This window comes from Achromobacter ruhlandii, assembly GCF_902859695.1.
GTDB classification, from domain to species: Bacteria; Pseudomonadota; Gammaproteobacteria; order Burkholderiales; family Burkholderiaceae_B; genus Achromobacter; species Achromobacter ruhlandii.
This window is the reverse complement of record NZ_CADIJL010000006.1, coordinates 1-26,323: the sequence shown is the minus strand read 5'-3', so window position 1 is coordinate 26,323 and position 26,323 is coordinate 1. Positions and strand designations below refer to the sequence as shown.

The window sequence follows — 26,323 nt, the reverse complement described above, 5'->3', positions numbered from 1 at the left end:
AGGCGCGGGCGAATAGGCAAAGCGGGGGGAAGGCGCATGCTAGGACATGCCGGCCCTACAGAGGGGAAGCATTTGTATCCGTACGCAACAATTGGACAGACCCCTGTATAGTCGTCGTTCCTTTCGCACCCGAATACACCGTTCCCATGCCGCATTCGCCGCAACGCGCCGCCCGCCACGCCCTGCCCCGCACCTTGATGCTCGGCTTCGTGACGGCCGCCCTGGCCACGCTGGTCATCGCTTTTGTCAACGTGCGCTCGGCCGACACCCGCACCCAGGCGGTCAAGGCCATGGACCGCGCCACCGAGACGCTGCGCCAGCTCAGCCTGTTCAACTCGGCGCTCAAGGATGCCGAGATCGGCCAGCGCGGCTACCTGCTGACCGGGGATCCCACCTACCTGCAGCCCTATCTGCGCTCGGTCCCCCTCATCGAGCAGCGCCTGGCCGTGATCCAGGAGGCCGCCGCCGCCGACCCGGCCCAGCGCCGCATCGTCAACGACATCGCCGGAATCACCCAGCAAAAGCTGGCCGAACTGCGCGAAACCGTCGACATGCGCAAGGCCGGCGACGCCGCCGGCGCGTTGGCCGTGGTGCGCACCGATGCCGGCAAGGACGCGATGGACCGGCTGCGCGACCTGGTCGCCGACCTGTACACGCGGCAACTGTCGCTGGTCGAGGATCAACGCGAAACCTGGGCCTCGGCCTCGGCCACCTCCACCTATTACTCGTGGGGCGGTTCGCTGTTGCTGCTGGCGCTGATCCTGGCCTCGGCCGCGGTGACCATCCGCGAATACCGCGCCAAGGCGCGCCAGGCCTGGGTCACGGCCGGCCTGTCGGGCCTGGGCATGCGCCTGCGCGGCGATCACCGGCTGGACGAGATCGGCAAACGCGCCCTGGAGTACCTGGCCGAATACCTGCATGCCAGCGTGGGCGCCGGTTACGTGGTCAAGGGCGGCGACGACCTGGAACTCTTTGGCGGCTACGCCCTGCCCGCCGAGCGCCTGACGCAGAAGATCGCGAGCGCGCAAGGACTGGTGGGACAGGCCGCCAGCTCGCGCAAGCTGCTGCACCTGCGTGACGTGCCCCCCGGGCATTTCGAGGTCTCGTCGGCCACCGGGCGTTCCAATCCGGCCGAACTGGTGCTGGCGCCCGCCATGCAGAACGACCGGGTGTATGCGGTGATCGAGCTGGGCTTCAACCACCCGGTGGGCGAGAGCGAGCGCAGCCTGCTCGAAGGCGCCTCCGAGATGCTGGCCTCGGCGATCCGCGCCGGCCTGGACCGCACCCGCCTGGAATCGCTGCTGGCCGAAACCCAGCGCCAGTCGGAAGAACTGCAGACCCAGCAGGAAGAACTGCGCGTCAGCAATGAGGAACTGGAACAGCAAAGCCGTATCCTGCAGGAATCGCAGGCGCGCATGGAAGTGCAGCAGACCGAGCTCAAGCAGGCCAATGTCAGCCTCGAACAGCAGACCGAGCAGCTGCTGCGGGTGCAGGGCGCGCTGACCGACAAGGCGCGCCTGCTGACGCAGGCCAGCCAGTACAAGAGCGAGTTCCTGGCCAACATGAGCCACGAACTGCGCACGCCGCTCAACTCCACGCTGATCCTGGCCAAGCTGCTGTCGGACAACAAGCCCGGCAACCTGAGCCCGGAGCAGGTCAAGTACGCGCAGACCATCCACGCGGCGGGCAGCGATCTGCTGGCGCTGATCAACGACATTCTCGACCTGGCCAAGATCGAGGCGGGCCAGGCCACGGTGGAGGTCGAAGAGGTCGCCATCGCCCCGGCGCTGCAACGGCTGCTGGATCCGCTGCGGCCGATCGCGCAGGAAAAGCGCCTGGCGCTGGAACTGGACATCGCCGCCGACGTGCCGGCGTCGCTGCATACCGACCCGCAGCGTCTGGGCCAGGTGCTCAAGAACCTGCTGTCGAACGCGCTCAAGTTCACCGACCAGGGCACGGTCGGGCTCAAGGTCGCGCGCGCGCCGCGCAACATGCTGTCGTTCGCCGTGCACGACACCGGGATTGGCGTGGCGGCCGACCAGCAGGAACTGATTTTCGAGGCTTTCCGCCAGGCAGACGGCAGCACCCATCGCAAGCATGGCGGCACCGGCCTGGGACTGTCGATCTCGCGCGACCTGGCCAAACTGCTGGGCGGCACCCTGTCGCTGGTCAGCACGCCGGGCCAGGGCAGCGTGTTCACGCTGCTGCTGCCGCTGCGCCTGGAAGCCGCGCCGGCCGCGCGCGAGACCGTCATCCCGAACATGGCCACCCCCGCGCCGGCCGTGCCCGCGACGCCGCCGGCCATCGCCGCCGCGGCCATCGAACCCGAACCGGCGTTCCATTACGAGGCCGGCCAGGACGGCGCCCGCACCATCCTCGTCATCGAAGACGACGAGCGCTTCGCCTCGATCCTGGGCGACCTGGCGCGCGAGATGGGGTTTGCCTGCATGGCGGCGCACACCGCCACCGACGGGCTCGCCCTCGCCACCCGGCGGCGTCCCGACGCCATCGTGCTGGACATCAACCTGCCCGACTTCTCCGGGCTGGGCGTGCTGGACCAGCTCAAGCGCAACCCGCACACCCGCCACATCCCGGTGCACATCGTGTCCGTGGCCGACTACGCGCAGGAAGCCATGGGCCGCGGCGCGGTCGGCTACGCGCTCAAGCCGGTCAAGCGCGAGGAACTGGTCCATGCGTTGCAGCGCCTGGAGGCCAAGTTCACGCAGAACGTGCGGCGCGTGCTGGTGGTCGAGGACGACGAACGCCAGCGCGACAGCGTGCGCGAACTGCTGGCGCGCGATGACGTCGAGATCGTGCCCGCCGCCACCGCCAGCGCCGCGCTGGACCTGCTGCGCACCACCACCTTCGACTGCGTCGTGATGGACCTGAACCTGCCCGACATCAGCGGCCACGAACTGCTGCGCGAGATGGCCGAGCAGGACAGCGTGTCGTTCCCGCCCGTGATCGTGTACACAGGCCGGGCCCTGTCGCGCGACGAGGAACAGCGGCTGCGCCGCTTCTCCAAGTCCATCATCATCAAGGACGCGCGCTCGCCCGAGCGCCTGCTCGACGAAGTGACGCTGTTCCTGCACCAGGTCGAGGCCGACCTGCCGCCGCAGCAACGCCAGATGCTGGAGCTGGCGCGCAGCCGCGACACCGCGCTGGAAGGCCGCACGGTGCTGGTGGTCGAGGACGACGTGCGCAACGTGTTCGCGCTGTCCAGCATCCTGGAGCCGACCGGCCTGCGGGTGGAAATCGCGCGCAACGGCCGCGAGGCGCTGGAGGCCCTTGACCGCGCCGGCAGCGATGGCCAGCGCGCCATCGACCTGGTGCTGATGGACATCATGATGCCCGAGATGGACGGCTATACCGCCATGCGCGAGATCCGCGCCCGGCCCGAATGGCGCCGCCTGCCCATCATCGCGCTGACCGCCAAGGCCATGAAGGACGACCAGGATAAATGCCTGGCCGCCGGCGCCAACGACTACATCGCCAAGCCGCTGGATGTCGAGCGCCTGCTGTCGCTGGTGCGCGTCTGGATGCGCAAGTGACGAGCCGCCGCCCGCCCCCTTCCAAGACCATGAACACGCCGCCGCCCGCCAAGGTGCCCACCGAGGACATCGAGCAGCGCCTGCTGCTCGACGCGATCTACCACCACTATCACTACGACTTCCGCGCCTACGCCCAGGCCTCGCTCAAGCGGCGCCTGCAAAGCGCCCTGTCCCACTTCGGCTGCAAGACGCTGTCCCAGCTGCAGGACCGCGTGCTGCACGAACCGCCAGTGTTCACGGAGCTGCTGCAATTCCTCACGGTGCAGGTCAGCGACATGTTCCGCGACCCCAGCTATTTCCTGGCGCTGCGCAACGAAGTGGTGCCGATCCTGCGCACCTATCCTTCGATCAAGGTGTGGGTGGCCGGGTGCAGCACGGGCGAGGAAGTCTATTCGCTCGCCATCCTGCTGCACGAGGAAGGCCTGCTGGATCGCGCGCTGATCTACGCGACCGACATCAATCCGCACGCCTTGCGCACCGCCGAACAGGGCGTGTACGACCTGGAGCGCGCCGCCACCTTTACCCGCAACCACGCGCAGGCAGGCGGCCGCAGCTCGCTGTCCGACTACTACACCGCGCGCTACGGCCGCGTCGTGTTCGACAAGGCGCTGCGCGAACACATGGTGTTCTCGGATCACAGCCTGGCCACGGACAGCGTCTTCGCCGAAGTGCACCTGGTATCGTGCCGCAACGTGCTTATCTATTTCGAGCGCGAACTCCAGAACCGGGCGCTGCGCCTGTTCCACGACGCCCTGGTGCATCGCGGCTTCATGGGCCTGGGATCGCGGGAATCGGTGCGCTTTTCGGCCCAGGCCGACGGCTTCGACGATTTCGTGCTCGAAGACCGCATCTACCGCAAGAAGGCCGGTCTATGAGCCGTCGTTCGCCGGCCCCGCGCGAAGACGCAACGGCCTCGGCCGCCTGGGACGCCATCGTGATCGGCGGTTCGTCGGGCGCCATCGATGTCCTGAACCTGCTGCTGCCGGCGCTGCCGGCCGGCCTGCGGGCGGCCGTGATCGTCCTGCTGCACCTGCCGCGCGACCGCCGCAGCCTGCTGGCCGACATTTTCCGCGACCGCTGCGCCCTGCCGGTGCTGGAGGCCGAGGACCAGATGCCGATACAGCCGGGGCACCTGTACTTCGCTCCGCCCGACTACCACCTGCTGGTGGATCGCGGGCCGCGCCTGGCCCTGTCGATCGGGCCGCCGGTGCATTTCTCGCGGCCATCGATCGACGTCTTGTTCCAGTCCGCCGCGGACTGCTATCGCGAGCGCCTGCTGGGCGTGCTGCTGTCCGGCGCCAATGAGGACGGCGCCGACGGCCTGGCGGCGATCCGGGCCGCGGGCGGCCACGCGCTGGTCCAGGCGCCCGAGACCGCCGCCATGCGCGCCATGCCCGACGCCGCCCTGTCCCGGGTCCCATCATCGCAAGTCCTGCCTCCGGAAGCCATCGCCGCCCTGCTGGCGCGCCTGCCCTGACACCTCCTTCCCCGACACCATGCTACTGACACCTGCCAAATCATCGGACGACCGTATCAAGTGCCTGCTGGTCGATGACGTGCCCGAAAACCTGATCGCCCTGGAAGCGCTGCTGGCCAGCGAGCGTGTCCAGGTGCTCACCGCCCAGTCCGGCCCGCAGGCGCTGGAACTGCTGCTGAATCATCCGGACGTGGCGCTGGCGCTGCTCGACGTGCAGATGCCGGACATGAACGGCTTCGAACTGGCCGAGCTGATCCGCGGCAGCGAACGCACCCGCCACATCCCCCTGATCTTCATCACCGCCGGCTCGCGCGAGCAGAACTGGCAGTTCCGCGGCTACGAGAGCGGCGCGGTGGACTTCCTGTACAAGCCGGTCGACCCCTACATGCTGCGCAGCAAGGCCAACGTCTTTTTCGAGCTGCACGAACGCCGCCACGCGCTGGCGCGCGAACTGGAGGCGCGCACCGAGGCGCTGCGGGTCAACGACATGTTCATGGCCGTGCTCGGCCACGACCTGCGCACGCCGCTGCAGGCCGTCATCATGGGCGCGTCGCTGCTGCAACGCCAGAGCGAGGATGCGCGCGTGGTCAGCCTGGCGCAGCGCATCCTGCAAAGCGGCGAACGCATGAACCACCTGATCGCGGATCTGCTCGACGTCACGCGCATCCGCCAGGCCGGCGGCCTGGCGCTGGCGCCGACCCGCCTGGACATGGCAACGCTGGTCGACCGCACGCTGGACGAGATCCGCACCGGCGCCGGCGACCGCCGCATCGATACCGAATGCCATGGCGATACGGCTGGCGATTGGGACGGGGAGCGTATCGCGCAGGTGCTCGCCAATCTGCTGGGCAATGCCCTGCACCATGGCAGCCCCGAGGCGCCGGTGCGCGTCGAAGTCGATGGCGCGACGCCCGGCCAGGTCACCGTCACGGTCAGCAACGGCGGCACCATTCCTCCGGAACTGCTGCCGCAGCTGTTCAATCCGTTCCGCAGCGGCGCCCGTCCCGCCGGCGGCCACCGCGGCCTGGGCCTGGGCCTGTTCATCGCGCAGCAGATCGTGCTGGCGCATGGCGGCCGCATCGCCGCCGAATCGCGCGATGCCATCACGCGCTTTCGCGTGACGCTGCCGCGCCAGGTGCCGCCGGCCGCCGGCTGAGCGCGGCGCGTTCGTTCTGTCGCACCTGTAACCGTCGGCGATACCGGGCGGCTGCTAAGATCGGCGCACGCAAAAGTTGGGGCGCCGCGCGCAAGCGCCGGCGCCGCATTCCGCCGAATGACAAGACTTCCATTTGCCTTTCTGGCCGGGCCTTTCTGGACGGCCGTGTTCCTTGGCCTGCAAGCGCGCCTGTTCTGGCGCGACGCGCCCGGCCCCGGCGAACCGCCGGACTGGGTGCTCATGGCCACGTTGCTGGGCCTGCTGGCCGGCGCCATCGCCATGGCCGTGCTGGGCCTGCCGGCGCACCGCCTGCTGCGGCGTCGCCGCCGCACCGCGCTGGCGCCTTACGTGCTGGCCTTCACCGCCATCGGTCTGGTGGGCTGGTGCGCCGCGCTCCTCATCGCCTCCGCGTTCGGTCCCGCCGACCTGCGCCTCGCCTTGTACATGCTGGCCGACACCGTGGTGTCACGCCCGGCGGTCCCCCTGGCAGCCGCCGCGCTGGGCGCCCTGATCGGCGCCAGCTTTTGGGCCATCGCCCGACCCGACAGGACTGCCCCGCTCCCCGAATCATCCACTCCCCGACCTGGAGGCTCCGCATGATCCGCCACCGCCCGCTCGCCCTGACCGCCGCCGCCTTCGCGCTGTGCGCCGCATCCACCAGCTACGCACAGTCCGACCGCGAGGTCGTCGACACCACGGTGGCGCGCAGCGCCAACGTGTGCCCCGGGCACAGCAAGGAGCGCACCACGCCGACCGTCAAGCTGGTGCCCGTGGGCGCCCTGCGCGTGCTGCTGGACAAGGGTTTCGTGATGTGCCCCGACCGCCGCCTGGACGCCGACGCGCCCGTGGCCTGGTACGGCCAGTGGGGCGTGTACGCCTGGAATCCCGAGGTCGATGGCGCCGGCAAGCTGGCGGCCGCGCAGATCGACAAGATGACGCGCAGCGAGGACTTCCCGACCGACACCCGAGTATGGAGCCTCGCGGGCGAAGCGCTGAAGAACCGCACGGTGCCCGCGTTCGAACCGCGTCCCGGCGCGGCGGTGCGCGTGAAAGTCCAGTAACCCCCGTGGCCACGCACGGTGCCACGATGCGACGCGCCTTGGGCGCCCTGTTGCTGGCCGGCGCGGCCGTGCTGGCGTCCCCCGCCAGTGCCCTGTCGCGCCTGGAAATCGAGGCCACGCTCGCGGCCGCCATGACCCAGGTCGCGGACCAGTACGTCGATCCGGTCGGTTCACGCATGCTGGCGGTGCACGGCCTGCGCGCGCTGGCGGTCCTGCCCGGCGCCGACGCGCCCGCGCGCCGGGCCGCCATCGAGCAGGCCGTCCAGGCCGAACATCAGGCCGAAGGCCTTGCCCCGCAAACGCGCATCCTGGCCGATGAAATCCTGCGCTTTGGCGACGACGCGGCGCGCGAGGCGGCGCTGTACGCGGCCCTGCGCGGCATGATGGCCAGCCTGGACCCCTATAGCCGCGTCGCCAGCCGTGCCGAACTGGCGCCCCCGCCCGCCTCGGTCGGCCTGGAACTCTCTCTGCGAAATGGCGCCCTGACCGTGGTGCGGCCCTTGCCCGGCGGCCCCGGCGAACGCGCCGGCATCCAGGCCGGCGACATCGTCGTCAGCGTCGACGGCCAGCCCACCGCGGGCCTGCCGCTCCCCGAGGCCGTCGCCTTGCTGCGCGGCGCGACCGGCACCCGGCCGGCGCTCGCGCTGCGTCGGCCCGGCACGGCCGGCACGATCATGGCGCAGCCCGTGCGCGGGCCGGTGCAGGCGCCGCCCACGGTGCAGTGGGAACGGGACGGCGCGGTCGCGCTGATCCGGGTGTCCGGCTTCGACAGCAGGACCGGCGCCCAGTTGCGGGAATCGCTCGACGCCGCCGCCCGCGCCGGCGCCCCGCTGGCGGGCCTGGTGCTGGATTTGCGCGGCAATGCCGGCGGACTGCTCGACGTGGCCGAACAGGTCGCCGGCATGGCGCTGCCCGAAGGCGCTACGATCGGCGGCCTGCGTGGCCGCACCCCGGCCAATGCCCATCCCCTGCGCGCCCGCGACGCCCTGCTGCCGCATGATGTGGCGGTGGTGGTGCTGGTCGATCAGCGCACCGGCGCCGGCGCGGAGATCGTGGCCGCCGCCCTGCAGGACCACGGCCGCGCCCTGTTGATCGGCGCGCAGACCGCTGGCGCCGGCACGATCCAGACGGTACTGCCCCTGCCCGCCGGACAGGGCGCGCTGGTGGTGACCACCGCCCGTGTATACCGCGCCAATGGCGCGCGGCTGGATGCGGCCGGCGTGACGCCGGACATGCTGCTGGACGAAGCCACGCGGCGGATCACCGTGCGCGCCGATCTCGCGGCCGACTTCAACAGCGCCTTGGCGCAGCGCGTGCGCACGGCCGTGGCCAGGGCGCCCGCCGGCGCCGACACGGCCCGGCTGGCGGCGCTGACCGCGCTGGCGGACGCCGGCCGCGACTGATCCTGCCATCCGCGTCACCCGCGGCGCGTGCGCGCACGCGTGGCGGGATCCGTGGCAAGCGCATCATCGGTGGCGTTGCGCGGCGCGGTCGCCGCCGCCACCGACGCCACCATGGCCTGCGCGGCGCTGGCGGCCACGACCAGCACGGGCGGCAGCAGCGCAGGCTGGCCAGCCGCGATGCGATACGGCTGCAACGGCAACAGCGCAGGGATCGTGCCCAGGTCATTGGCCGCCCCGGCGCGCGCCTGCAATACCGTCTGTTCATCCCGAAGCGCCTGGTTGACCGCCGCGCCGCGCGCCTGCAGGCGCGCCTGTTCCTCGTGGAAAGCGCGGATCGCGTTGCGCACGCAGTGCGCGGTGTATTGGTCGCGCAGCGGATCGACGGACGCGCCGGCGCCTGCCCGTGCCAACCCGGTCACCCCGGGCGGCGTTGTCGCCCGCGGGCGCTCGGCTTGCGGGCGCGTGAACGATGGCGCCGGCGCACCCCGCGCCGCCTGCATCTGGACGCGCAGGCGCTCGGCGCGGTAGGGATCGCGCACATCGCCCATCCGCGCCGCGTCAAGCGCATCGATGCCGCAGTGGCTCATGACTGTACCCGGGCCACGCCGGCCGGCACACGACGGCGCCGCGCGCGGATCCACAACTGCTGCGCGGCCGCGCCCAGCACGAACACCGCCAGCCAGGTCGCCAGCGCGCCCCGCACCAGCGGCGACTGCGGACTCTCGGCGAACGGATGCGACGCCGGCAACCGCGTCAACGTTTCCGCGATGCCCGGGATCCACATGAGGAAGAAACTGAACGAAAAGCCCAGTTGGGCCAGATGCTGGCGAGCACGGGGCAGCCACGGCATCCGCGCCACCAGCAGCGCCCCCGACACCGCCAGCAACGCCAGGATGCCGAGCGCGTGCCCGGCATTGAAGCCGCCGGTGCTGGACAGCCCGAAGGACGTCAGCACGGCCACCAGCAAGCCGCCCAGATAGACCTTGCCGGCGGGCGTGGCGCTGTCGATGCCGCGGTAGCGGACGAAGCTGTACAGCCCGGTGAAGGCGGGCACCAGGCTGATGAGGGTGTGCGCCGCGCCCAGGGCGGAAATGGGATGTGGCATGAGGGGAACTCCTTGAAAGGGGGCAAACAGACGTTGGGAAAAGACAGCAGATATGCGTTACATTAAACAACCAACTAGTTGGTTGGTTTTGATAGCAAAAAAAGCGCACCCGCCGGGGGTGCGCCGCAAAACGATCAGGCTGGCGCCGTCAGCCTGGCAATGGCCGCGCGCGCAATCGCGGCGAACGTGTCGGGATCGCCGAACGCCCGCGCCGTCAGCATCGCGCCGTGTACGGTGGACATGAAGGCTTGCGCCTCGGCCTGGGCGCCGCCGCGCAATTGGAACTGCCCGGTCGCGGCGCCATGTTCCAGCACCAGCGCCAGCCACGTGCTCAGTTCGCTGAAATAGGCCCGCACCGCGTCGGCGACCGCCTGCGGCAACAGGGGCAATTCGGCGGCCAGCATGGCGCAGATGCAAATGGGCGCGCTGCCGTCGCGGATACAGCCGGCCCAGTAGTCGGTATAGGCGGTCAGCCGCGCCAGCGGATCCTTGACGCGCTGGTCGAGCGCCGCCAGGCCGTCGCGGGCCTGCGCGCGATGCTGCGCCACCACGGTCAGCACCAGGTCGACCTTGGCCGGGAAATGGTGGTGGATGCTGGCCTTGCCGATGCGCACGCGCTCGGACACATCGGCATAGCTGAAGCCGTGATAGCCGCCGGCGGCAAGCAGCTGCTTGGTCTGCGCGACGATTTCCAGGGCCCTTGGAGACAGTTCCAGGCTTATGGGTGTAGACATGGTGATCCAGCGAAAACGGCGGATGGTGCAGGGCCTGGGCCTCTGCAATGAAAAACAATCTACTAGTTGGTTGGCTTTCTGTCAACCACGATCACGGCGCGGCCCGGGCAAGCGGCTCCCCGTTCGGCCGGCGGAACGCGATCGCCCCTACGGCTGCCACCCCAGCAGCAGCAACACCGCGCACAATGCGCCGGCCAACGCCAACGCCCCCCACGCCCGTCCGGCGTCGCGGGCGCAGAACACGCCCAGCACGATCACCGGGTACAGGACGAAGCTGGACAACGTGCCCGCCAGGACCGCCACCGCCGGCGACACGCCGGCGATGCCGGGTAGTGCCAGCGCCAAGGCCGACAGCGCCAGCGCCGACACGCCGTAGCCTCCAACGGCGGCCGCCAATACGCGGCTGGCCACCCGCCATCGATGGGCCCCATCGTCCCCGCGCGGGGCCGGCGGCGGCTTGCGCGGCGCGGGTTTGGTCGCCTGCGCCGCCGGCTCCTGCGCCCAGCCACGCCGCAACGCACAGGCGATGTACGCCAACGCCAGGCCGAAGCCGAGCGCGGCGAGCTCCACCCCCGCCTGCTGCCCCTGTCCATGGCGGACGTAAGCCCACAGGTTCAGCCCCGCCGTCGCCCAGTTAAGCAGCGGCAGGCCAAGACACAGCACCGCCGCCAGCGCCAGTTGCCCGATCCAGGCACGCCGGGGCTCGCGCCACAGCGCATGGGCCAGCGAGGCCGTCCACACGGCAAAGAACGCGCGGATCTCCCACAGATCGCGCCCGGCGAGCGCGGCGGGAATCAGCCGGTTGGCATAGAGGTAGGCGATGCTGGCCAGCGCGATGCCGGCCAGCGCCGCCACGTTCAGCGCCTCCACTACGCGGTAGACATGGGCCGTGGCCGCGCCGAATTCGTGCTCGCTTTTCTTGCGCCGCTTGAGCGCGAAGAGCAGCGTACCGGTGGCGACCATCGCGGTGCCCGCCAGGCCGCAGATGAAATACAGCCACTTCATCGCCCAGCCGCCGAAATCGGCCTTGTGCAGGGTTTCGATCGTCTCGTGGACGTGATGCGCCGCCACGCGCTCCTCGAAGGCCGGCACGACCTGCAGCACCGCGCCGGACCGCGCATCGAAGGCGACCCGGCTCGCGCCCGTCAACAGGCGCGGCGCGGCGCGGCTGTCTTTGCGGCCCAGCACCCGCACGACGCTACGTGCGGCGCCGGGATGCTCGATGGCCACCGACGCTGCGTCCTGCCCCGTGAGCGCGCGCGCCCGCGATAGAAAGGGATGCAAGGCGGGCACGCCCCCCTCGCCCGGCCCCGCGAGGCTAGGTTCCGGTGGCGTGGGCGCCAGTTCGGCCCTGTAGCGGCGATAGGCGCCGTCCTCCCCGCCATACACCGCATGCAGGGGCCACGGCATGTAGCTGGTGTAGAAGAACGCCAGCCCCGTGTAGCAGATCATGAACAGGAACGGCAACGCCAGCACGCCCGTGGCGTTGTGGGCGTCGAGCCAGCTACGCTGGCCCTTGCCGCGCCGGAAGGTGAAGAAATCCTTGAAGAGGCGCTTGTGCACCACCACGCCGGAGACCAGCGCCACCAGCATGCACAGCGATATCGCGCCCACCAGCCAGAATCCCGGCAGACCGCCGTGCAAGGTGTAGTGAAAGGACATGAAATGGCGGCCGCCCTCTGTCATGCGCGATGGCGGCGCCGCCCGCCCGGCCCCGGTCGCCGGGTCCATCCAGGCCTCGTGCGCCCGGCCTTCGGTGTCGCGCCAGGCCAGGCGCATCGGCAGTCCCGGCCGCGTGGGCAAGGCGATGTCCCAGGCGAGCGCGTCGGCCCCGCGCGCCGCCAGCATCCGTGTCGCGCCAACCAGCCATTGCGCCTGGCCTTCGGCGCCAATGCCGGCGGCGGGATCGGGTAACGGCTCCGCCTGCATCCAGCGCGTGATGGGCTCGCGAAAGACGCTGAGCGTGCCGGTCAGCATGATGGCGCAGAGCAGCCAGCCGCAGACCAGGCCGCACCAGGTGTGCAGCCAGGCCATGCTCTGGCGGAATCCCGGCCTCATGCCGGCGCTCGGGCGCGCCGGCATGAGGCGGCCGCGTGGCGGGTCATAGCGTGCCGCGCAAGGTCAGCATCACGTTGCGCGGCTCGCCGAAGTGGTTGCCGCGGCGGATCTGGCTCACCATTCCGTAATAGTGTTTATCGAAGACGTTAGCCACGTTCAGGGCCAGGCTCCAGTGCTTGTCGATACGGTAGCCGGCGCGCAAGTCCCACACCGCGCGGCCGGGCGCGCCCATCCGCACCGACGTGTCGTCGTAGGCGGGATACGAATAACCGCTTTGCGCGGACACACCTCCACCGATGCTGAAGGCGTTCCAGCGTCCCGGCAGTTGATAGGTAGTAGACAGCCGGAACAGATGGCGCGGCGTCTCCGCGCTGATGGTCTCGCCATCATCATCGCGGCTGGTGACGAACGTATAGCCCGCCATCACCTGCCAGCCCGGCGACAGTTCGCCACTGGCTTCCAGCTCGAAGCCCTTGCTGCGCAGCGTGCTGCCATTGCGATAGCAGTCGCTGGAGGCCAGCGAACCGGTGCATCCGCCCGGATTGGACTCGTCCACCACGGCGATGCCGGACTTCTTGACCGCGAACACCGCCGCCGACAGGTTCAGGCGCCCGTCGTAGAGTTCGCCCTTGATTCCCGCCTCGTAGTTGGCGCCGATGGCCGGGTCCAGCGGCGAGCCCGACGACGTCACGTAGGAACTCTGCGGCAGGAAGATATCCGCATAGCTGGTGTAGACGGACCATTGCTTGTTGAGGTCATAGACCAACCCGGCATAGGGCGTGAACTCGTGCTTCTGCTGGTAGTCGCGGGTCTTCGCGCCCGTCAGGCCGTCGCTGGAGTGGTACTTCAGCCAACTCAGCCGACCGCCCAGCAGCAGATGCAGCGGGTCCGCCAGTTGCAGCCGCATATTGCCGTACAGCGCGGCCTGTTCGCCCCGCGCGGTTTCCTTCGAGTCCCAGTCCGGACGCGCCGGCGTGGACAGGGAGGAATGGTCCGGATGGTACACATCGATCGGCATGTCGGTGTCCAGGCTAGCCGACTTCTGGTTGATGCGCTGGCGTGCCCAACTGGCGCCCAGCAGGACCTGGTGCGTGCCGCCCAGCGCCTGGAAACTGCCAGTGGTGTTCAGGTCGACGCCATCGCTACGTACCCGCGCGCGGTTGAAATAGGTGGTGTAGAAGCTGGAGCCGAGCCCGGTCGCCCGGTCCACGCCGCCAATCGGAATGGCCACGCGCTGGTCCAGGTCAACCTCGGTGCTATTGAGCGACAGCCGCGCCTTCCAGTCCTTGGAGAAACGGTGCTCGGCTTCGGCGAAGATCTCGTTGACCAGCCCCTTCTGCCGGTTCCAGTCCTGGATCAAGGAGGTCGAGCGCTTGACGTCGAGTGGGCCGCCGTCGGTGTAGCGGGGCAGCCCGAACAGCCAATAGCCGTCGGTGTCGGTTGCCTGATGGCGCGCGCCGAACGTCAGCGTGGTGTCCTGCCCGACATCGGCGTCGATCACGCCGTAGAACAGCGGCGACCTGGACTTGGTGCCATCGTAGAAGTAGTGCCGGTCCTGATAGGCCGTGACAATGCGTCCGCGCACCGTGCCGGCGGTATTGATGGGGCCGCCGCCATCGAACTCCATGCGATAGTTGTCCCACGCCCCCGCCGTGGCGGTCATTTCCAGGTGGCCCTCGCCGCGCGGGCGCTTGCGCACCATGTTGATCGCGCCGCTGGGGTCGGCCGAACCCAGCATCAAGCCGCCCGCGCCGCGCAGCACTTCGACCCGGTCGAACACCGCGGTATCGATGGGCAGCCAGCCCACCGGCGCATAGACGATGCCGGCCACGCCGTCGACCAGGTAGTTGTTGTCATCGACCGTGAAGCCGCGTATCGAGAACTTGTGGTTGCCGAAGTTGCGTGCCGTCTTGGTCACGCCGGTGGTCTGCGCCAGCGCCTCGTCCAGAGTGGTCAGGTTCTTGTCGTCCAGTTGCCGCCGCGTGATCACGCTGACCGACTGCGGCGTTTCGCGGATCGACTGCGCCAGCTTGCCGATGGTCAGCGCCCCGCTCGTGTAGGAACCCGTCAGTTCCGTGGTCGGGTCGCGCAGGGCGCCACCGCTGACCGTAACCGCCTGCAACGTCACGGCATCGCCCGCGGACTGGCCGCTGGCGGTCAGGGTGAATACGTCGGGCCGGCTGCTGTTGACCCGCACGTGGGTGCCGGCCAGCAGCCTGTCCAGCGCCTCGCGTGGCGTGTAGCGGCCGTCGACGGCCGGCCCCTGCTGGCCAGCCACCGCCGCTTCATCGAACAGCACCTGATGCCGGGATTGCTCCGAGAACAGCCTCAAGGCACGGTCCAGCGGTTGGGCCGGAATACTGAACTGCATTCGCGGCGCCGGTTGCTGCGCCTGCGCCAGCGGCGCGGCCATGGCGGCCACCGCCCCCGCCACCAGCAGCGGAACCGCCCTGGCCCGCATGCCGGCGGTCAACGCGCCACCCGCCAGCGCGCTTCTCAACATACCCCGTCCCATTCCCACTCCCACTCACTGTTGTTGACCGATACCGGCCTTGCAGGGGTAAACGGATTTCAGGACGGGATTGGGAACCCCGGCAAAAAAATAAATTCCAGCGGGCGCCTGGCGGCTCAGCGCGCTAGGATCAGATAGCCGCCATCGGGCGTGCGCGCCACCCGCAACGGCAACAGGTCCGGCAACGCTTCCACAAACGCGGCGGGCGCCGTGGTGGCGGCAAAGCCCGAGACCGGCAGGGATTTCAGTCCTGGCGATCCCAAGGCTATCGGCCTGCCCAGGTATTGGGCCACCTCCTGCGCCACCTCGCCCAGGGGCGTGCGCCGGAACACCAATCGGCCATTGCGCCATCCGCCGATGCCGTCGGCGGCCACGGCCGTCGTCTGGTAGGAGGCCGCGCGCGTGTCCACCGACACGCCTTGCTCGGCACCCAACGCCAGTTCCGTCCCGGCCTTGGCGCGGTCCGGCTGCACCCGCACCCGGCCATGCAGGACCTTGACGAACACTTCATCCGGCGTCGTGCGCACGTTGAAGGCCGTGCCCACCACCGTGACGCGGCTCTGGCGCGCATCCACGGTGAAGGGCCGGCCGCTGTCCGGCGCTACCTCGAAGAAACCCTCGCCCTGGTTCAGCACGACCTCGCGACGGCCCGGGTAGTAGCGCACCTGCAGCGTGCTGCCGAAATTCACGGCGATATGGGAACCATCGGGCAAATCCACCTGGCGCATCTCGCCAGCGCCGGTGCTGACCTCCAGCACATACCCGGGCGTGTTGGCCCAGTGGTACCCGCTGACGCCCGCGCCCACCACCAGCATGGCACAGACGGCGGCCAGGGCACGGGAGAAAACCGCCTGGCCCATCAGCCCCCGCCACCCGCGCGGCGCCGCGGCGGCCGGCCGATCCGACGCCAGCGTGGGCCGTGGCGTGTCCGACAGATCCCGCCAGGTACGCGACACCTGTGCGTAAGCCCCGCGGTGCGCCGGACTGGCGGCCAGCCAGGCGTCCAGGTCGCGCTCGTCCTGGGTCGACCAACTGGCATCCTGGCGGCGCACCAGCCATTCGGCCGCCGCCTCGTGCAAGACGAGCAGGTCGGAAGGAGCGGAGGAAGGGGAGTCGGTCATGACGAGGCGGCGTCGCTATTGTTGTTCTTGTCCGGCCCGCCATCATCGGCGGCGGACCGATGCATCTGCTGCATCTGCGCAACCGTAGCATAGTGCACACGGACCTCGCAGTAGGCGATGGCACGCGCCAGGTGCTTGACGACCATGCGCCGCGAGATCTGCATGCGGCTGGCGATTTCATCCTGCGTCAGTCCATCGAAACGGCTCAGGACGAAGGCTTCGCGCTGGCGCTCCGGCAATTCGCGCAGCGCTTCGCCCAGGCGTTGCAGCCGCTGCTGGTGCGCGGCCGCGCGCAGCGGACACGACGCCTCATCCGCCACCCAGGCCTGTGCATCCGCTTCGACCTCGTCCAACGACACCGTGCGCAGGCGGCGGCCGGCCTCGCGCTCTCGGAACTCGTCGGCGACCCCATTCAGAACGGTCCTGCGCAGATAGGCGCCCTGTTCGTCGATGGAATCCAAGGCCGGATTGGCGGCCACCCATTTGACAACGCCATCATGCAGCGCGTCTTCGGCGCTGCCGATGCTGCCCTTGAACCGCGCCAGGCCGCGTAGCAGCGGCAGGCGCCAGCGCGTGTAGGCCTTGGCGATGCCGCCCGGGCTTTCGTTATCGGCCTCGGCAGGCGCGGCGGTGCCGTCCGAGGCCAGCAATGGATTGCGGCTCATGCCGCCCGCCCCGTCCATGCCGGCCGGATCGGCCACGGCGACGCCGGCCTGGGCGATGCCAGTGCCATGCAAGCGGTGCGAAGAGGGAACGGCAGAAGCAACACGGAGACCACGGATGAGCCGGCGGACCGCGACGCGCCGGGCGCGGGCGGGTTGATCGTCGCGGCATTGTACTGAGATTTATTCTCAACATCTATTCGATTGCCCCGGGCGCGCCTGGCCGAGGGGCCGTGCCGGCCCCTGCCCGCGCTGGCCGTCCCTCCCGGGCTCCGCCATGACTTGCTAAGATGCCAGCAACCGGCAATTTCATATCCCTGCCTTCCGGAGCCACGCCTCTTGACGCGGATACTCACGACCCTGCTCTCCCTTGCCGCGCGGGCGCTGTTCTTCGCCTGCCTGGCCTCCCCCGCCCTCGCCGCGCCGCCCACGCTGGCGCAGTGCAACGGCATCAAGGACCTGGCCTTCGTCGCCCACCTGGACGACGACCTGCTGTTCATGAACCCGGACATCGCCTCCAACATCGCGGCCGGCGGCTGCGTGCGCGTGGTCTATCTGACGGCCAGCGACGCCGGTGAAGGCGACACTTACATGCTGGGCCGCGAGCGCGGTGTGCGCGCCGCCTACGCCTACATGGCGCGCCAGCCCGATCTCTGGAAAGAAAGCGCCGGCCGCGTCGGCCCGCGGCAGATTGCGCGCTTCACCCTGAGCGGCAATCCGCGCGTGCAACTGTGGCACCTGCGCCTGAAGGACCCCTGGCTGGGCAAGGGCTGGGGCAGCCTCACGCCGCTGAGCCGCACCGAATCCGAACCGGGGCAAATGGTGGACACGCTCGGCCCCTACCCCGAGGTCTACTCGCGCGAGCAACTGGTCGACACCCTGGCCGAACTGATCCGCCAGTATCAACCGACCACGGTGCGTCACCTGGACGACACCATCACGGTGCCTTACACGCAGTTGTGCTGGCGCTGCGCCGGACACGGGCATCCCGACCATATCGCCAGCGCGCGGCTGGTGCGCGCGGCCATGCTGCGCGCGCCCGGCAACTATGCCGAGACCGGCTACATCGACTACCCCAGCCAGGAACGCGCCAGCAACCTCGCCGAAAACGAAATCGCCACCAAATCGGTGATCTTCCAGCACTATGCCTGGAACGACTACCACTATTGCGCCGGCCCCACGGGCTGCAAGGAGCCCGCCGGGCCGGCCGCCGCCTGGGTGCAGCGCGCCTACTACGTGTCACGGCAGGACATGCCGCCGCAGATCTATCCGGATGGACGCGACGGCCTGGTGGTGTTCGCCGCCGGCGAAACCAATGCCGCCGTCAACCGCTGGGACTCGGGCCAGCGCCGCTGGCAGAGCCTGGGCGGGCGCACCAGCGGCCCGCTGGTCACGTTCGGCCACGCCGACGGCACCGCCGGCCTGATGGCGCGCGATCCCCTGGGCGGGGTGTGGGCCAACAAGCAGCGCCACGATGGCACCTGGCAGGGGTGGCAGGCACTGGCCGGCATCCGCGTCACGCAGATCCCGGCCGTGGCGCCGCGCGGCGAGGCCGCCGCCGTGGCTCTGGGCTACGACGGCCTGCTGCACTGGATCGCGCCCTCAGGCATCGACGGCAGCTGGAGCACCTGGCAAAGCCTGCCGCCGCTGGACGGCGCCACCGGCGCGCCCGCGGTCGTGCGTGGCAACGATGGCCGCTACATCGTGTTCGCATCGGCGGGCGGCGGCCAGCTGTTCTACACCCGCCAACGGCCCGCCGCCAAAGGCCAGCGCCCCGACTGGCAGCCCTGGCGCCGCATCCCCGCGCCCCAAGCGGCCGGCGGACTGGCCGCGATCCGCAACCATGAACACCGGGTCGAACTCTATTTCCGCCAACGCGCCAACAATCACCTGACCCGCCTGGAAGAAGCTGGCGATACCACGGACATGGACATGGACTGGAGCGCGCCCGCCGACCTGGGCGTGCCCTATATCGGCCGCCCCGCCATCGACGCCGATGCCCAGGGCAACGTGGTCCTGGCGATCCTGGAACGCGCCGATGGCCCGCTCTGGCTGGTCGAACGCGGCAAGCCGACGCGGCTGGAGGCCGAGGCCGCGTCACCGCCGGCGCTCCATCTCATCAATGGCACGTTGTATGTGGTGGCGCGCATGGCGGGCGGCCCCCAGCGTTACCAGGTGCTCTCGCGCCGCGATGGCCAGTGGGCCGCCAGCCTGACGCTGGACGGCATGCCGGCCACCGGCGGCGGCCCCTTCGCCAACCTGGCCGCGCGGCCCGCGGACCTGCCCAAGCTGGGCGCCAACGACAGCCACAACGCCGTGGTGATACGGCCATCCCCCTCCGAGCCGGGCACCTTGACGCAGGAACCCATGCCCACGCAGGCCTCGCGCGCCGCCACCCCGACCCATACGCAATGACAACCCCGACATCCGACATGCTCCGTTCCCTGTCCGCCCTGGCCGCCCCCCTGGCGCTGGCCGCCTTGCTCGCCCCCGGCGCCGCGCACGCCGCCCGTGACGCCTGCCCGCAGGCCGAGGCGATCGTGCGCGCGGCCTATCCCCAGGCGCCCGCCGCCGACAAGGACGGCAACCTCCTTCTTGGCCGCGACAACATCGTCATCCGCATCGCCGACGCCGATTACGGCGAGCCTTTCGCCGTGATCTGCAAGACGTGGCCGGCCCACCCCGACCTGCTGCTGGCGGCGATTCCACTGATGCAGGACACGCCCAACCAGGACGACGGCCACACGGGCGACCTGCGCATCCTGGTGCTGGACCGCGCCACCCTGAAGACGCGCCATGACATCCTGCTGCCCGGGGTGATGTCGGACGATGCCATACGCATCACCAACGTATCCTTCGACACCGCCCGTTATGACCTTGCCCCGGGCCGCCGCGCCTTCGGCTTGCGGATCTCCCACGTCGGCGCCTCACGCGCCAATCCCTTCGACGAAACCAGCCTGCGCCTGTTCGATATCGGCCCCAAGGGGCTGGCGATGGTGCTGGACGGCCTGATCGCCAGCCGCTCGACCGGTGAATGGGACACCAACTGCGCCGGCAGATTCAACAGCCGCGTGGTCACCCTGTCCGTGGGCGACACGGCCACCCACGGATACCGCGACCTGGTCACGAGCGAGTCGTACGAGTCGAGCCGCGCGGCCTTGCAGAAAGGCGACTGCCAGGAAAAGGTCGTCGACAAGGGCAAGACCCCGCGCACGCTGAAGTTCGACGGCCAGCGCTATCAGATCCCGGAGAAGTTGCGGTCGCTGGACCGGGACAACGCGGGGTAGCCTGGCGCCGACGCTCGCGCGCAATCAGCGTTTGGGCCTCGGATACTCCAACTGCAATGCCACGAAATCGGCTGTCGCCTGGCCGTAGCGATCCTGCAGCAGATCCAGCATGCGGGCGAGCGCCGCGCGCGGCTCCCCCTCGGCCACGGGCTTTTCCGCGAGCCACGGCAATGACGCCTCGCCGGCATCCGCCCCGTCGTCTGGCAGATAGACCAGGCCGCTCGCCAACGTGACCGGCCCCGCATCGCCGGTTCTTCCAACGATCGAGGTCCGGTAGCTGCGGGCGAACGCATCGGCGGCAAGCGCCAGATACAGATCATCGGCGCCGGGCGCCAGCCGCGCCACCAGAGTTTCATGGCGCCAGAACGCCACCGCATTGGCCGCCGCGGTGTATAGATGCCGCGGCCCGAGACGGAACCCCTCTCCGGGGTGCGGCCCGCCCCACTCGCCCTCCCCCAACTCCCGCGCCAGCGATTGCGCCCGCGACCGGCCCGCCAGCGCCTGCACCAGCGCCAGCGACACCGGAATCGAGGCGCTGACACCCGTGGTGGTCACGACATTCCCGTCGGCCACGTAGCGCCGATCCTGACGCCATCGCACGCCGGGAAAGCCGTCGGCAAGGGCGCCGCGGGAATACCAATGCGATACCGCCTCGCGGCCCTCCAGCAAGCCGGCCCGGGCCAGCACCCAGACCCCATCGCAGATTCCGATGACCACCGCGCCCTTGCGGGCCTGGCCCGCCACCCACGCCAGCAATCGTGGATCGTCGTCATCGTGCACGGCCGGCACGATGACGTAGTCGGCGCCATCGGGATAGCGCTGGTCGAAAGCGGCGATATCGGCGTCGGGGCGCGCCCGCAATGCCGGGAAAAAGCGCACGGGTCCCGGCTCCAGCCCCAACGCCCACACATCGGCGCCGCCGGCGCGCTTCAATACGGCGTACGGCACCACGAAATCCACCAACTCGGTGTTCGCGTTGTGCGCGATCACGGCAACCACCGGCCTGCGCGACGGATCCGCGGACAGGCGCGGGCCTGGCAGCGCCTGCCCCGCTTGCGGGCGGGACAGGGGAGCCGGCACACCGCCTGGATCGCGCCACACAAGCGTCGCAATGACGACCGGCACGCACGCCAATGCGCACCACAAAACCGAACGACGCCCCTTGCCCGACATCGGTGTACCCCTGCATTCGACGAGGCCCGGCCTCAACCCGGCGAGACTAAAACATCCGCAAGGCTGGCAGCAATGACAAGATTCCGCCGTTTTCTGCCACTGGCCGTTACCATGGCGGCTGTTCCTCCCCTCCCGTCCCTCATGTCGCTCCCGCTCCCGCCAGCCGACAGGTCGCGCCTGATCGCGATCCTCGCCTTCCCCACCGCGCAGCATCTGGACATTGCGGGTCCCGCCGATGTCTTCGCGATGGCCGGCGCGCTGGGCGTGGATACCCCCTACCGCGTCGTCGTCCTGTCCGGCGCCGGCGGCCCCATCACGCTGTCGAACGGGTTGACCTTGCACACGGAAGCCGCCGCCAGCGTCGCCCCCGCCAGCGTCGACACGCTGATCATCGCGGGCGGCGAACGGGACGGGTTGATGCATGCCGGAGCGGATCAAGCGTTGCGAGCCTGGCTGGACCAGGCGTGCCCGCGTGTGCGCAGGCTGGCCTCGGTATGCACGGGCGCATTCCTGCTGGCCCACTGGGGCATGCTGGCCGGTCGGCGCGTGGCGACCCACTGGCGTTCCGCGCAGTTGCTGGCGGGGCATTTCACCGACCTGGATGTGGATCCCGACGCGTTGTATGTCCAGGACGGCAGGCTCTGGACCTCGGGCGGCGTGACCGCCGGCATCGACATGTGCCTGGCGATGGTCGAGCAGGATGCGGGCCGCTGGCTGGCCTCTCGCGTGGCGCGCCAATTGAACCTGGCGTTGCGGCGGCCCGGCAACCAGGCGCAGTATTCGCTTATTCTGGAGGGGCAGGCCGGCGCCTATGGCGAACTGGTCGATTGGCTGCGCCGCCACATGGCCGAGGCCATCAGCGTCGAACGCATGGCCCAGGCGGCGGGCCAGGCGCCCCGCACCTTCCATCGTGGATTCACACGCGCGACCGGGTTCACGCCGCGCGCCTTCCTGGAAGCGTTGCGGCTGGAAACGGTACGCGCGGGCCTGGATGCCAACCAGTCGCTCAAGGCATTGGCAAGGACCACCGGATTCCGTTCCGAGGGGCAACTGTCCAAGGCCTTCCAGCGGCGCTTCGGTCTCACGCCCTCTCAGTATCGCGGCCGCGCTCAGGCGACTTGAGCCTGCGCATGCCGCCCACCGCGGCGGAGCGTCTGGCGCGCCGCGGGCTCACGGACAGCATCTACCGCGGCCCCGCCTGCCTGAGCGTTTCCTGCACGTCTTCGAGTTTCTGTCGAAGCTCCAGCAACTCCGCCTCGACCAATCTGAACAACCCCGAGGCCACCTCCGCGTGCAGCGCGAACGCGGCTTTCACGCCGTCGAGATCATTCGCGGTGTCCATCAGCCTGGCTACGGTGACCAGACTCTGATTCAAGGCCGCCAATCTGACTGTCATGGGTGAGTGCTCCCATCGGATTTGATTGGAAATCCATCCCGCGGCGGAGTCCGCCCCCTCAGCTACCCTGATGTCCGCCAGACCGTCGCGGCCATCGGACCGCCGGCACGCCGTTCAGCGCGGGCCGGGCGAACAGGTAACCCTGGAAACGCTCCACCCCCGCCGCCTGCAGCCAACGCCACTCTTGTACCCGTTCCACGCCCTCGGCGACGGGCGTGATTCCCAACGCCGCGCACACTTCGACAATCGCGCGCACAATCGCTTGCCGCGGGCCATCCGAATGGATGTTCTGAATGATCTTGCGATCGATCTTGAGCTTGTCCGGCTGAAAATCCGCCAGCAACGACAGGCCGGCGAAGCCCGCGCCGAAATCGTCAATGGCCACGCCAATGCCGGCGCGGCGCAACCGCTCGATGGCCGCGCCGAAGTCGCCCTGGTTCACGATGGCCTCCTCCTCGGTGATCTCCACGATCACCTGCCGGGGCGACAAGCCGCACCCCGCGATCTGCTCGACCAGGAAGTCCACCGCGGACGGATCGGCAACCAACGACATGGGCAACAGATTCACCGACAGCTTGATGTCGTCCAGATGCAGGCGGCTTGCCAGGCGAAACGCGGACGCCTTGGACTCCAGGTCGATCCGGTAGCGCTGGTCTGGCGGCACGGACGAGAACAGCTCCTGCGGCGATCCGCCGGACGGACCACGAATCAGGAATTCGAACGAACTGATCACCCGCCGCATCGGCTCGACGATCGGCTGCAGGGCGAACTGGTAGGCTTGGTCCGCGCCCAAGCCAGGCTCGGGCAAGGCGGCGTCCGCCTCGAATCGCCAGCCCGCCCCATCGTCGCCATCAGCGATGAGGCGGGTTTCCCGCGTGAGCGCGTACCAGGTCAGAATCCTGGCGACCCGGTCGTCGCTGGCAGCCAGCCTGGCCTGTTTTTTCATCTTGTCGAGGATGAGCGAGGGCACCCGCGCCGCCTCGAACTCACGCAGGTCGATCATTGCCATCTGATCGCCCTCGAAACGGCGAAACGGTCCCTGGTCGCGCAGGAGCCGCACAACGCTCCCATGCCGCGGGTCGCGTTGGATCGTGTCGAACAGCGCCTCCACCGCCTGCGGCGGCCCTTCCAGCAACTGGACGAAGTGACTGCCGTCGAAAAGCAGGATGCCGGTGACGTTCAACGACGCGTTGCGCACCCTGGCCTTCCGTATGAGAAGGTCGAAATCGTCAGCGCGCATGGCGCTACAGAGCCGGCTGCGGTATATCAAGGTGGATAACATGGCGCCCCCTTTGTCACCGGTGCCTGCATGGTCAATGGCAAGAGTTTACGTCGGCGGCCCGCCGAGCGTCACCGGTTCGCACGCCGCCGCGCGCCGTCCGGTGGGTTGCGACCAGCGCCAACGAGAGCGTGGCGACGCCGCTCAGCGCGATGAAGGCCGCGCCGTACCCATGGTGTTGCGCCACCCAGCCGCCCAGGGCCGGACTGAGCGCCGCGCCCACGCCCTGGATGGCCATGACCGCCCCCAACCCCGCATTGACATGCCCGCTTCCGCGCAGGATCGATGCCACCAGCCCCGGCAGCGCCACGCCCATCAGGCCGGCGGCGACGCCATCCATCATCTGCACCGGCACCAGCGCGCAAGCGGCGGGCAAGGCCGCGGCCAGCAGTCCGCGCAGCGGCAGCACACAGCACGCCAACGCGAGCAGCCGCCAATAGCCATACTGCCGGGCGTGGCGTCCGGCCAGCAGCGCCACCGGAATCATGACCAGTTGCGCGACGATGATCGTCAGCGCCGTATAGGCGCTGGGATCGGCCTGGCCGCGCGCAACGGCGGACTGCCCCAGCAGAGGCAGCATGGCCGCATTGCCAAGGTGGAACAGCATCATGATCAATGCCACCCGGCGCAGCGCTTTCGAGCGCGACAGCACTTGCCAGATGCCAGGCGCCGGTTGCGGGCCCACCGGGGCCGAGGCCGCGGGCTCGGCCCCGCGAGCGACATCATGGTCGATCGCCGACGGTCGGATGCGCCCCAGGCAGACGAACGCCCCGCATGGCACCACCACCATCAACACGAAGACCGCCGAAAGGCCCCAGCGGTAGCCGGCCAGGCCCGCCAGCGCCGCGGCCGCGACGTTGCCCGCGTGGTTCCAGGCCTCGTTCAGCCCAAGCTGGCGCGGCAGGCCGCGCGGACCGACCAGCCCCAGCGTCAGGCCCATGATGGCCGGCGCGAACAGGGCGCCAATAATGGCCGCGAGGATCTGCGTGGCGGCCGCCACGCTGGCCACCGGCTGGGCCCACAGCGCCAGGTTGCAGGCGATCAGGGCCAGGGTGGCGCCGGCCAGCAGGCCGCGCTTGCGGCGCGAGGCATCCACCCACGCGCCCATCGGCGTGGTGGCCAGCATGCCCGCCAGGCCGGCGGCCGTCATCAGGTAGCCGATGGCGTCGGCGTGCCAGCCATGGCCCAACAGGAACACGCCCAGGAACGGGCCCAGCCCGTCGCGCACGTCGGCCAGGAAGAAGTTGACACCCGCCAGCCAGCGCTGCGAGTCGGTGTCCGTTTGCGCGGTCGTCATGATCGTTTCCTAGGGCAAGGGGCCCTTGAAGACGAAGAACGCGCCCAATCCGATGCAGCCAAAACCGACCAGGTGATTGAGCGTCAAACGCTCGCCCAGGTAGAAGACCGAGAACACGGCGAACACCGTCAAGGTGATGACCTCTTGCATGGTCTTGAGTTCGGCGGCGCTGTAGACGACATGGCCGATGCGGTTTGCCGGCACCGCGAAGCAATATTCGGCGAAGGCGATCAGCCAGCTGGCCAGGACAACGACATACAACGGACGTTCGCCGAACTTGAGGTGTCCATACCAGGCGAAGGTCATGAAGACATTGGAGACCAGCAGCAGGGCGACGGGCAGGAGCTTGGGAGACATCTTCGAAAATCCCGGGGGAATGAGGGGCAGGCCGCCGCGCGGCGGCCCGGTCAGGAAGAACGCGGCAGCGCTCAGGGCGTGCGGTCATACAGCGGCTGCAGCGCCGACAGGCTGGTCCCTACGCTGATCGCTTCCAGCGACGTGCCCAGGGCGTTGCGCGTTCCCAGGCCGTCGGCGGCGAACGGCGCGCCGGGCAGTACCGACAGTCGCAGGCTCTCCGGCGGGAAGCGGACGATGCTGCCGTCGGTCAGGATGACGCCGTTGGCCTCGCCGCGCGGGCCGGTCAGCACGGCATCGACCTGGCCTTCCACCCGTTGCGGCCGCAGCGCCTGGGCGCGCAGGTGCGGCGGCAGCGGCCGTCCCGCGTCCGGCGGCGGCGGTTGGTCGTAGACGGTCTGGCCGCTGGTGGCATTGACGATGGCGTCGGCCTTGACGCTGCCGCGCGACTGCGGGCGGCCGATGACGCGGACGGCGTCGCCCGGCTTGATCGCCGCGCTGAGCGCCTGGGACAGATGCGGCGGAAACCGCACCACGGTGCCGTCGGCCAGCCGCAGGCCGTCGACCTCGCCGTAGGGATTGATCAGCAGACGCTGGACCTGGCCCTGCGCCACGACCGGGGCGGCGGCGCCGGGCGCGGGCGGCGGCATCGCGGCAACCGGCGGCGGGGGCACCGCGCCGGCAGGGGTCGGGGGCT

The 26,323-nt window shown here is 69.6% G+C and carries 23 protein-coding genes; 10 read left to right on the top strand and 13 right to left on the bottom strand.

Going from position 1 to position 26,323, the window contains the following annotated elements:
- Nucleotides 1-146 precede the first annotated feature (146 nt).
- From HV742_RS09840 to HV742_RS09810, 7 genes are all read left to right on the top strand, one after another.
- Nucleotides 147-3,551, top strand: a complete 3,405-nt coding sequence (locus tag HV742_RS09840; protein ID WP_175144926.1) for a response regulator — start codon at nt 147-149, stop codon at nt 3,549-3,551.
- A 29-nt stretch (nt 3,552-3,580) separates the two neighbouring features.
- Nucleotides 3,581-4,426, top strand: coding sequence for a CheR family methyltransferase (locus HV742_RS09835; RefSeq protein ID WP_049076006.1), 846 nt, complete (start codon nt 3,581-3,583; stop codon nt 4,424-4,426).
- Nucleotides 4,423-5,028, top strand: coding sequence for a chemotaxis protein CheB (locus tag HV742_RS09830; protein ID WP_059272531.1), 606 nt, complete (start codon nt 4,423-4,425; stop codon nt 5,026-5,028). Before HV742_RS09835 ends, HV742_RS09830 begins: the two co-directional genes overlap by 4 nt.
- A gap of 19 nt (nt 5,029-5,047) precedes the next feature.
- On the top strand, nt 5,048-6,184 hold the full coding sequence (locus HV742_RS09825; RefSeq protein ID WP_175144925.1) for a hybrid sensor histidine kinase/response regulator: 1,137 nt from the start codon (nt 5,048-5,050) through the stop codon (nt 6,182-6,184).
- Between the two features lie 117 nt (nt 6,185-6,301).
- On the top strand, nt 6,302-6,784 hold the full coding sequence (locus tag HV742_RS09820) for a hypothetical protein (RefSeq protein WP_175144924.1): 483 nt from the start codon (nt 6,302-6,304) through the stop codon (nt 6,782-6,784).
- Complete coding sequence (locus HV742_RS09815; RefSeq protein ID WP_063585387.1) at nt 6,781-7,245, top strand: hypothetical protein; 465 nt, start codon at nt 6,781-6,783, stop codon at nt 7,243-7,245. The genes HV742_RS09820 and HV742_RS09815 overlap by 4 nt, the downstream gene beginning before the upstream one ends.
- A 5-nt stretch (nt 7,246-7,250) precedes the next feature.
- A complete protein-coding gene (locus tag HV742_RS09810; protein WP_175144923.1) occupies nt 7,251-8,648 on the top strand; it encodes a S41 family peptidase in 1,398 nt (465 codons plus the stop codon).
- A gap of 14 nt (nt 8,649-8,662) precedes the next feature.
- Here the strand turns inward: HV742_RS09810 and HV742_RS09805 are convergent, their stop codons facing one another.
- The 7 genes from HV742_RS09805 to HV742_RS09775 form a co-directional block, all read right to left on the bottom strand.
- On the bottom strand, nt 8,663-9,235 hold the full coding sequence (locus HV742_RS09805; RefSeq protein ID WP_059272536.1) for a hypothetical protein: 573 nt from the start codon (nt 9,233-9,235) through the stop codon (nt 8,663-8,665).
- On the bottom strand, nt 9,232-9,753 hold the full coding sequence (locus HV742_RS09800) for a hypothetical protein (RefSeq protein WP_049076019.1): 522 nt from the start codon (nt 9,751-9,753) through the stop codon (nt 9,232-9,234). Before HV742_RS09800 ends, HV742_RS09805 begins: the two co-directional genes overlap by 4 nt.
- A 134-nt stretch (nt 9,754-9,887) precedes the next feature.
- Complete coding sequence (locus tag HV742_RS09795; protein WP_254601039.1) at nt 9,888-10,487, bottom strand: TetR/AcrR family transcriptional regulator; 600 nt, start codon at nt 10,485-10,487, stop codon at nt 9,888-9,890.
- Between the two features lie 147 nt (nt 10,488-10,634).
- Complete coding sequence (locus tag HV742_RS09790) at nt 10,635-12,545, bottom strand: PepSY-associated TM helix domain-containing protein (RefSeq protein ID WP_175144922.1); 1,911 nt, start codon at nt 12,543-12,545, stop codon at nt 10,635-10,637.
- Between the two features lie 43 nt (nt 12,546-12,588).
- Nucleotides 12,589-15,048, bottom strand: coding sequence for a TonB-dependent siderophore receptor (locus HV742_RS09785; RefSeq protein ID WP_254601037.1), 2,460 nt, complete (start codon nt 15,046-15,048; stop codon nt 12,589-12,591).
- 125 nt (nt 15,049-15,173) lie between these two features.
- Nucleotides 15,174-16,178 (bottom strand): FecR family protein, encoded by a 1,005-nt coding sequence (locus HV742_RS09780; protein ID WP_175144920.1) that lies wholly within the window; start codon nt 16,176-16,178, stop codon nt 15,174-15,176.
- Nucleotides 16,175-16,915, bottom strand: coding sequence for an RNA polymerase sigma factor (locus HV742_RS09775; protein WP_254601035.1), 741 nt, complete (start codon nt 16,913-16,915; stop codon nt 16,175-16,177). Before HV742_RS09775 ends, HV742_RS09780 begins: the two co-directional genes overlap by 4 nt.
- Nucleotides 16,916-17,179: 264 nt before the next feature.
- Between HV742_RS09775 and HV742_RS09770 the strand changes: the two genes are divergently transcribed.
- On the top strand, nt 17,180-19,255 hold the full coding sequence (locus HV742_RS09770; protein WP_063585392.1) for a DUF8189 domain-containing protein: 2,076 nt from the start codon (nt 17,180-17,182) through the stop codon (nt 19,253-19,255).
- A gap of 17 nt (nt 19,256-19,272) precedes the next feature.
- Nucleotides 19,273-20,127, top strand: coding sequence for a PA3715 family protein (locus HV742_RS09765; protein WP_175144919.1), 855 nt, complete (start codon nt 19,273-19,275; stop codon nt 20,125-20,127).
- 24 nt (nt 20,128-20,151) lie between these two features.
- On the opposite strand, the gene HV742_RS09760 is transcribed toward HV742_RS09765, so the two are convergent.
- Nucleotides 20,152-21,117, bottom strand: coding sequence for a DJ-1/PfpI family protein (locus HV742_RS09760; protein WP_254601034.1), 966 nt, complete (start codon nt 21,115-21,117; stop codon nt 20,152-20,154).
- Nucleotides 21,118-21,441: 324 nt separating this feature from the next.
- On the opposite strand from HV742_RS09760, the gene HV742_RS09755 reads away from it, so the two are divergent.
- The gene (locus HV742_RS09755; RefSeq protein ID WP_068950378.1) at nt 21,442-22,422 is read left to right on the top strand and encodes a GlxA family transcriptional regulator; all 981 of its coding nucleotides are present in this window, start codon (nt 21,442-21,444) and stop codon (nt 22,420-22,422) included.
- A gap of 61 nt (nt 22,423-22,483) precedes the next feature.
- Here HV742_RS09755 and HV742_RS09750 read toward each other — a convergent pair whose 3' ends face one another.
- The 5 genes from HV742_RS09750 to HV742_RS09730 all read right to left on the bottom strand — a co-directional run bounded on the left by HV742_RS09750 (nt 22,484) and on the right by HV742_RS09730 (nt 26,300).
- A complete protein-coding gene (locus HV742_RS09750) occupies nt 22,484-22,696 on the bottom strand; it encodes a hypothetical protein (RefSeq protein WP_054415139.1) in 213 nt (70 codons plus the stop codon).
- Nucleotides 22,697-22,754: 58 nt separating this feature from the next.
- Nucleotides 22,755-23,978 (bottom strand): diguanylate phosphodiesterase, encoded by a 1,224-nt coding sequence (locus tag HV742_RS09745; RefSeq protein WP_175144917.1) that lies wholly within the window; start codon nt 23,976-23,978, stop codon nt 22,755-22,757.
- Nucleotides 23,979-24,009: 31 nt separating this feature from the next.
- Nucleotides 24,010-25,272, bottom strand: coding sequence for an MFS transporter (locus HV742_RS09740; RefSeq protein WP_175144916.1), 1,263 nt, complete (start codon nt 25,270-25,272; stop codon nt 24,010-24,012).
- Between the two features lie 9 nt (nt 25,273-25,281).
- Nucleotides 25,282-25,629: a DMT family protein gene (locus HV742_RS09735; RefSeq protein WP_175144915.1), complete on the bottom strand. Its 348-nt coding sequence runs from the start codon at nt 25,627-25,629 to the stop codon at nt 25,282-25,284.
- Between the two features lie 71 nt (nt 25,630-25,700).
- Nucleotides 25,701-26,300 carry a hypothetical protein gene (locus tag HV742_RS09730; protein ID WP_254601055.1) on the bottom strand — a complete coding sequence of 200 codons (600 nt, stop codon included), beginning with the start codon at nt 26,298-26,300 and terminating at the stop codon, nt 25,701-25,703.
- Nucleotides 26,301-26,323 lie beyond the last annotated feature (23 nt).

Coding starts and splice junctions, on each gene's coding strand:
- HV742_RS09805 (WP_059272536.1), bottom strand. CDS start 9,235: ATGAGCCACTGCGGCATCGATGCGCTTGACGCGGCGCGGATGGGCGAT.
- HV742_RS09835 (WP_049076006.1), top strand. CDS start 3,581: ATGAACACGCCGCCGCCCGCCAAGGTGCCCACCGAGGACATCGAGCAG.
- HV742_RS09755 (WP_068950378.1), top strand. CDS start 21,442: ATGTCGCTCCCGCTCCCGCCAGCCGACAGGTCGCGCCTGATCGCGATC.
- HV742_RS09785 (WP_254601037.1), bottom strand. CDS start 15,048: ATGTTGAGAAGCGCGCTGGCGGGTGGCGCGTTGACCGCCGGCATGCGG.
- HV742_RS09820 (WP_175144924.1), top strand. CDS start 6,302: ATGACAAGACTTCCATTTGCCTTTCTGGCCGGGCCTTTCTGGACGGCC.
- HV742_RS09830 (WP_059272531.1), top strand. CDS start 4,423: ATGAGCCGTCGTTCGCCGGCCCCGCGCGAAGACGCAACGGCCTCGGCC.
- HV742_RS09795 (WP_254601039.1), bottom strand. CDS start 10,487: ATGTCTACACCCATAAGCCTGGAACTGTCTCCAAGGGCCCTGGAAATC.
- HV742_RS09800 (WP_049076019.1), bottom strand. CDS start 9,753: ATGCCACATCCCATTTCCGCCCTGGGCGCGGCGCACACCCTCATCAGC.
- HV742_RS09740 (WP_175144916.1), bottom strand. CDS start 25,272: ATGACGACCGCGCAAACGGACACCGACTCGCAGCGCTGGCTGGCGGGT.
- HV742_RS09825 (WP_175144925.1), top strand. CDS start 5,048: ATGCTACTGACACCTGCCAAATCATCGGACGACCGTATCAAGTGCCTG.
- HV742_RS09790 (WP_175144922.1), bottom strand. CDS start 12,545: ATGAGGCCGGGATTCCGCCAGAGCATGGCCTGGCTGCACACCTGGTGC.
- HV742_RS09780 (WP_175144920.1), bottom strand. CDS start 16,178: ATGACCGACTCCCCTTCCTCCGCTCCTTCCGACCTGCTCGTCTTGCAC.
- HV742_RS09765 (WP_175144919.1), top strand. CDS start 19,273: ATGCTCCGTTCCCTGTCCGCCCTGGCCGCCCCCCTGGCGCTGGCCGCC.
- HV742_RS09815 (WP_063585387.1), top strand. CDS start 6,781: ATGATCCGCCACCGCCCGCTCGCCCTGACCGCCGCCGCCTTCGCGCTG.
- HV742_RS09840 (WP_175144926.1), top strand. CDS start 147: ATGCCGCATTCGCCGCAACGCGCCGCCCGCCACGCCCTGCCCCGCACC.
- HV742_RS09735 (WP_175144915.1), bottom strand. CDS start 25,629: ATGTCTCCCAAGCTCCTGCCCGTCGCCCTGCTGCTGGTCTCCAATGTC.
- HV742_RS09750 (WP_054415139.1), bottom strand. CDS start 22,696: ATGACAGTCAGATTGGCGGCCTTGAATCAGAGTCTGGTCACCGTAGCC.
- HV742_RS09745 (WP_175144917.1), bottom strand. CDS start 23,978: ATGTTATCCACCTTGATATACCGCAGCCGGCTCTGTAGCGCCATGCGC.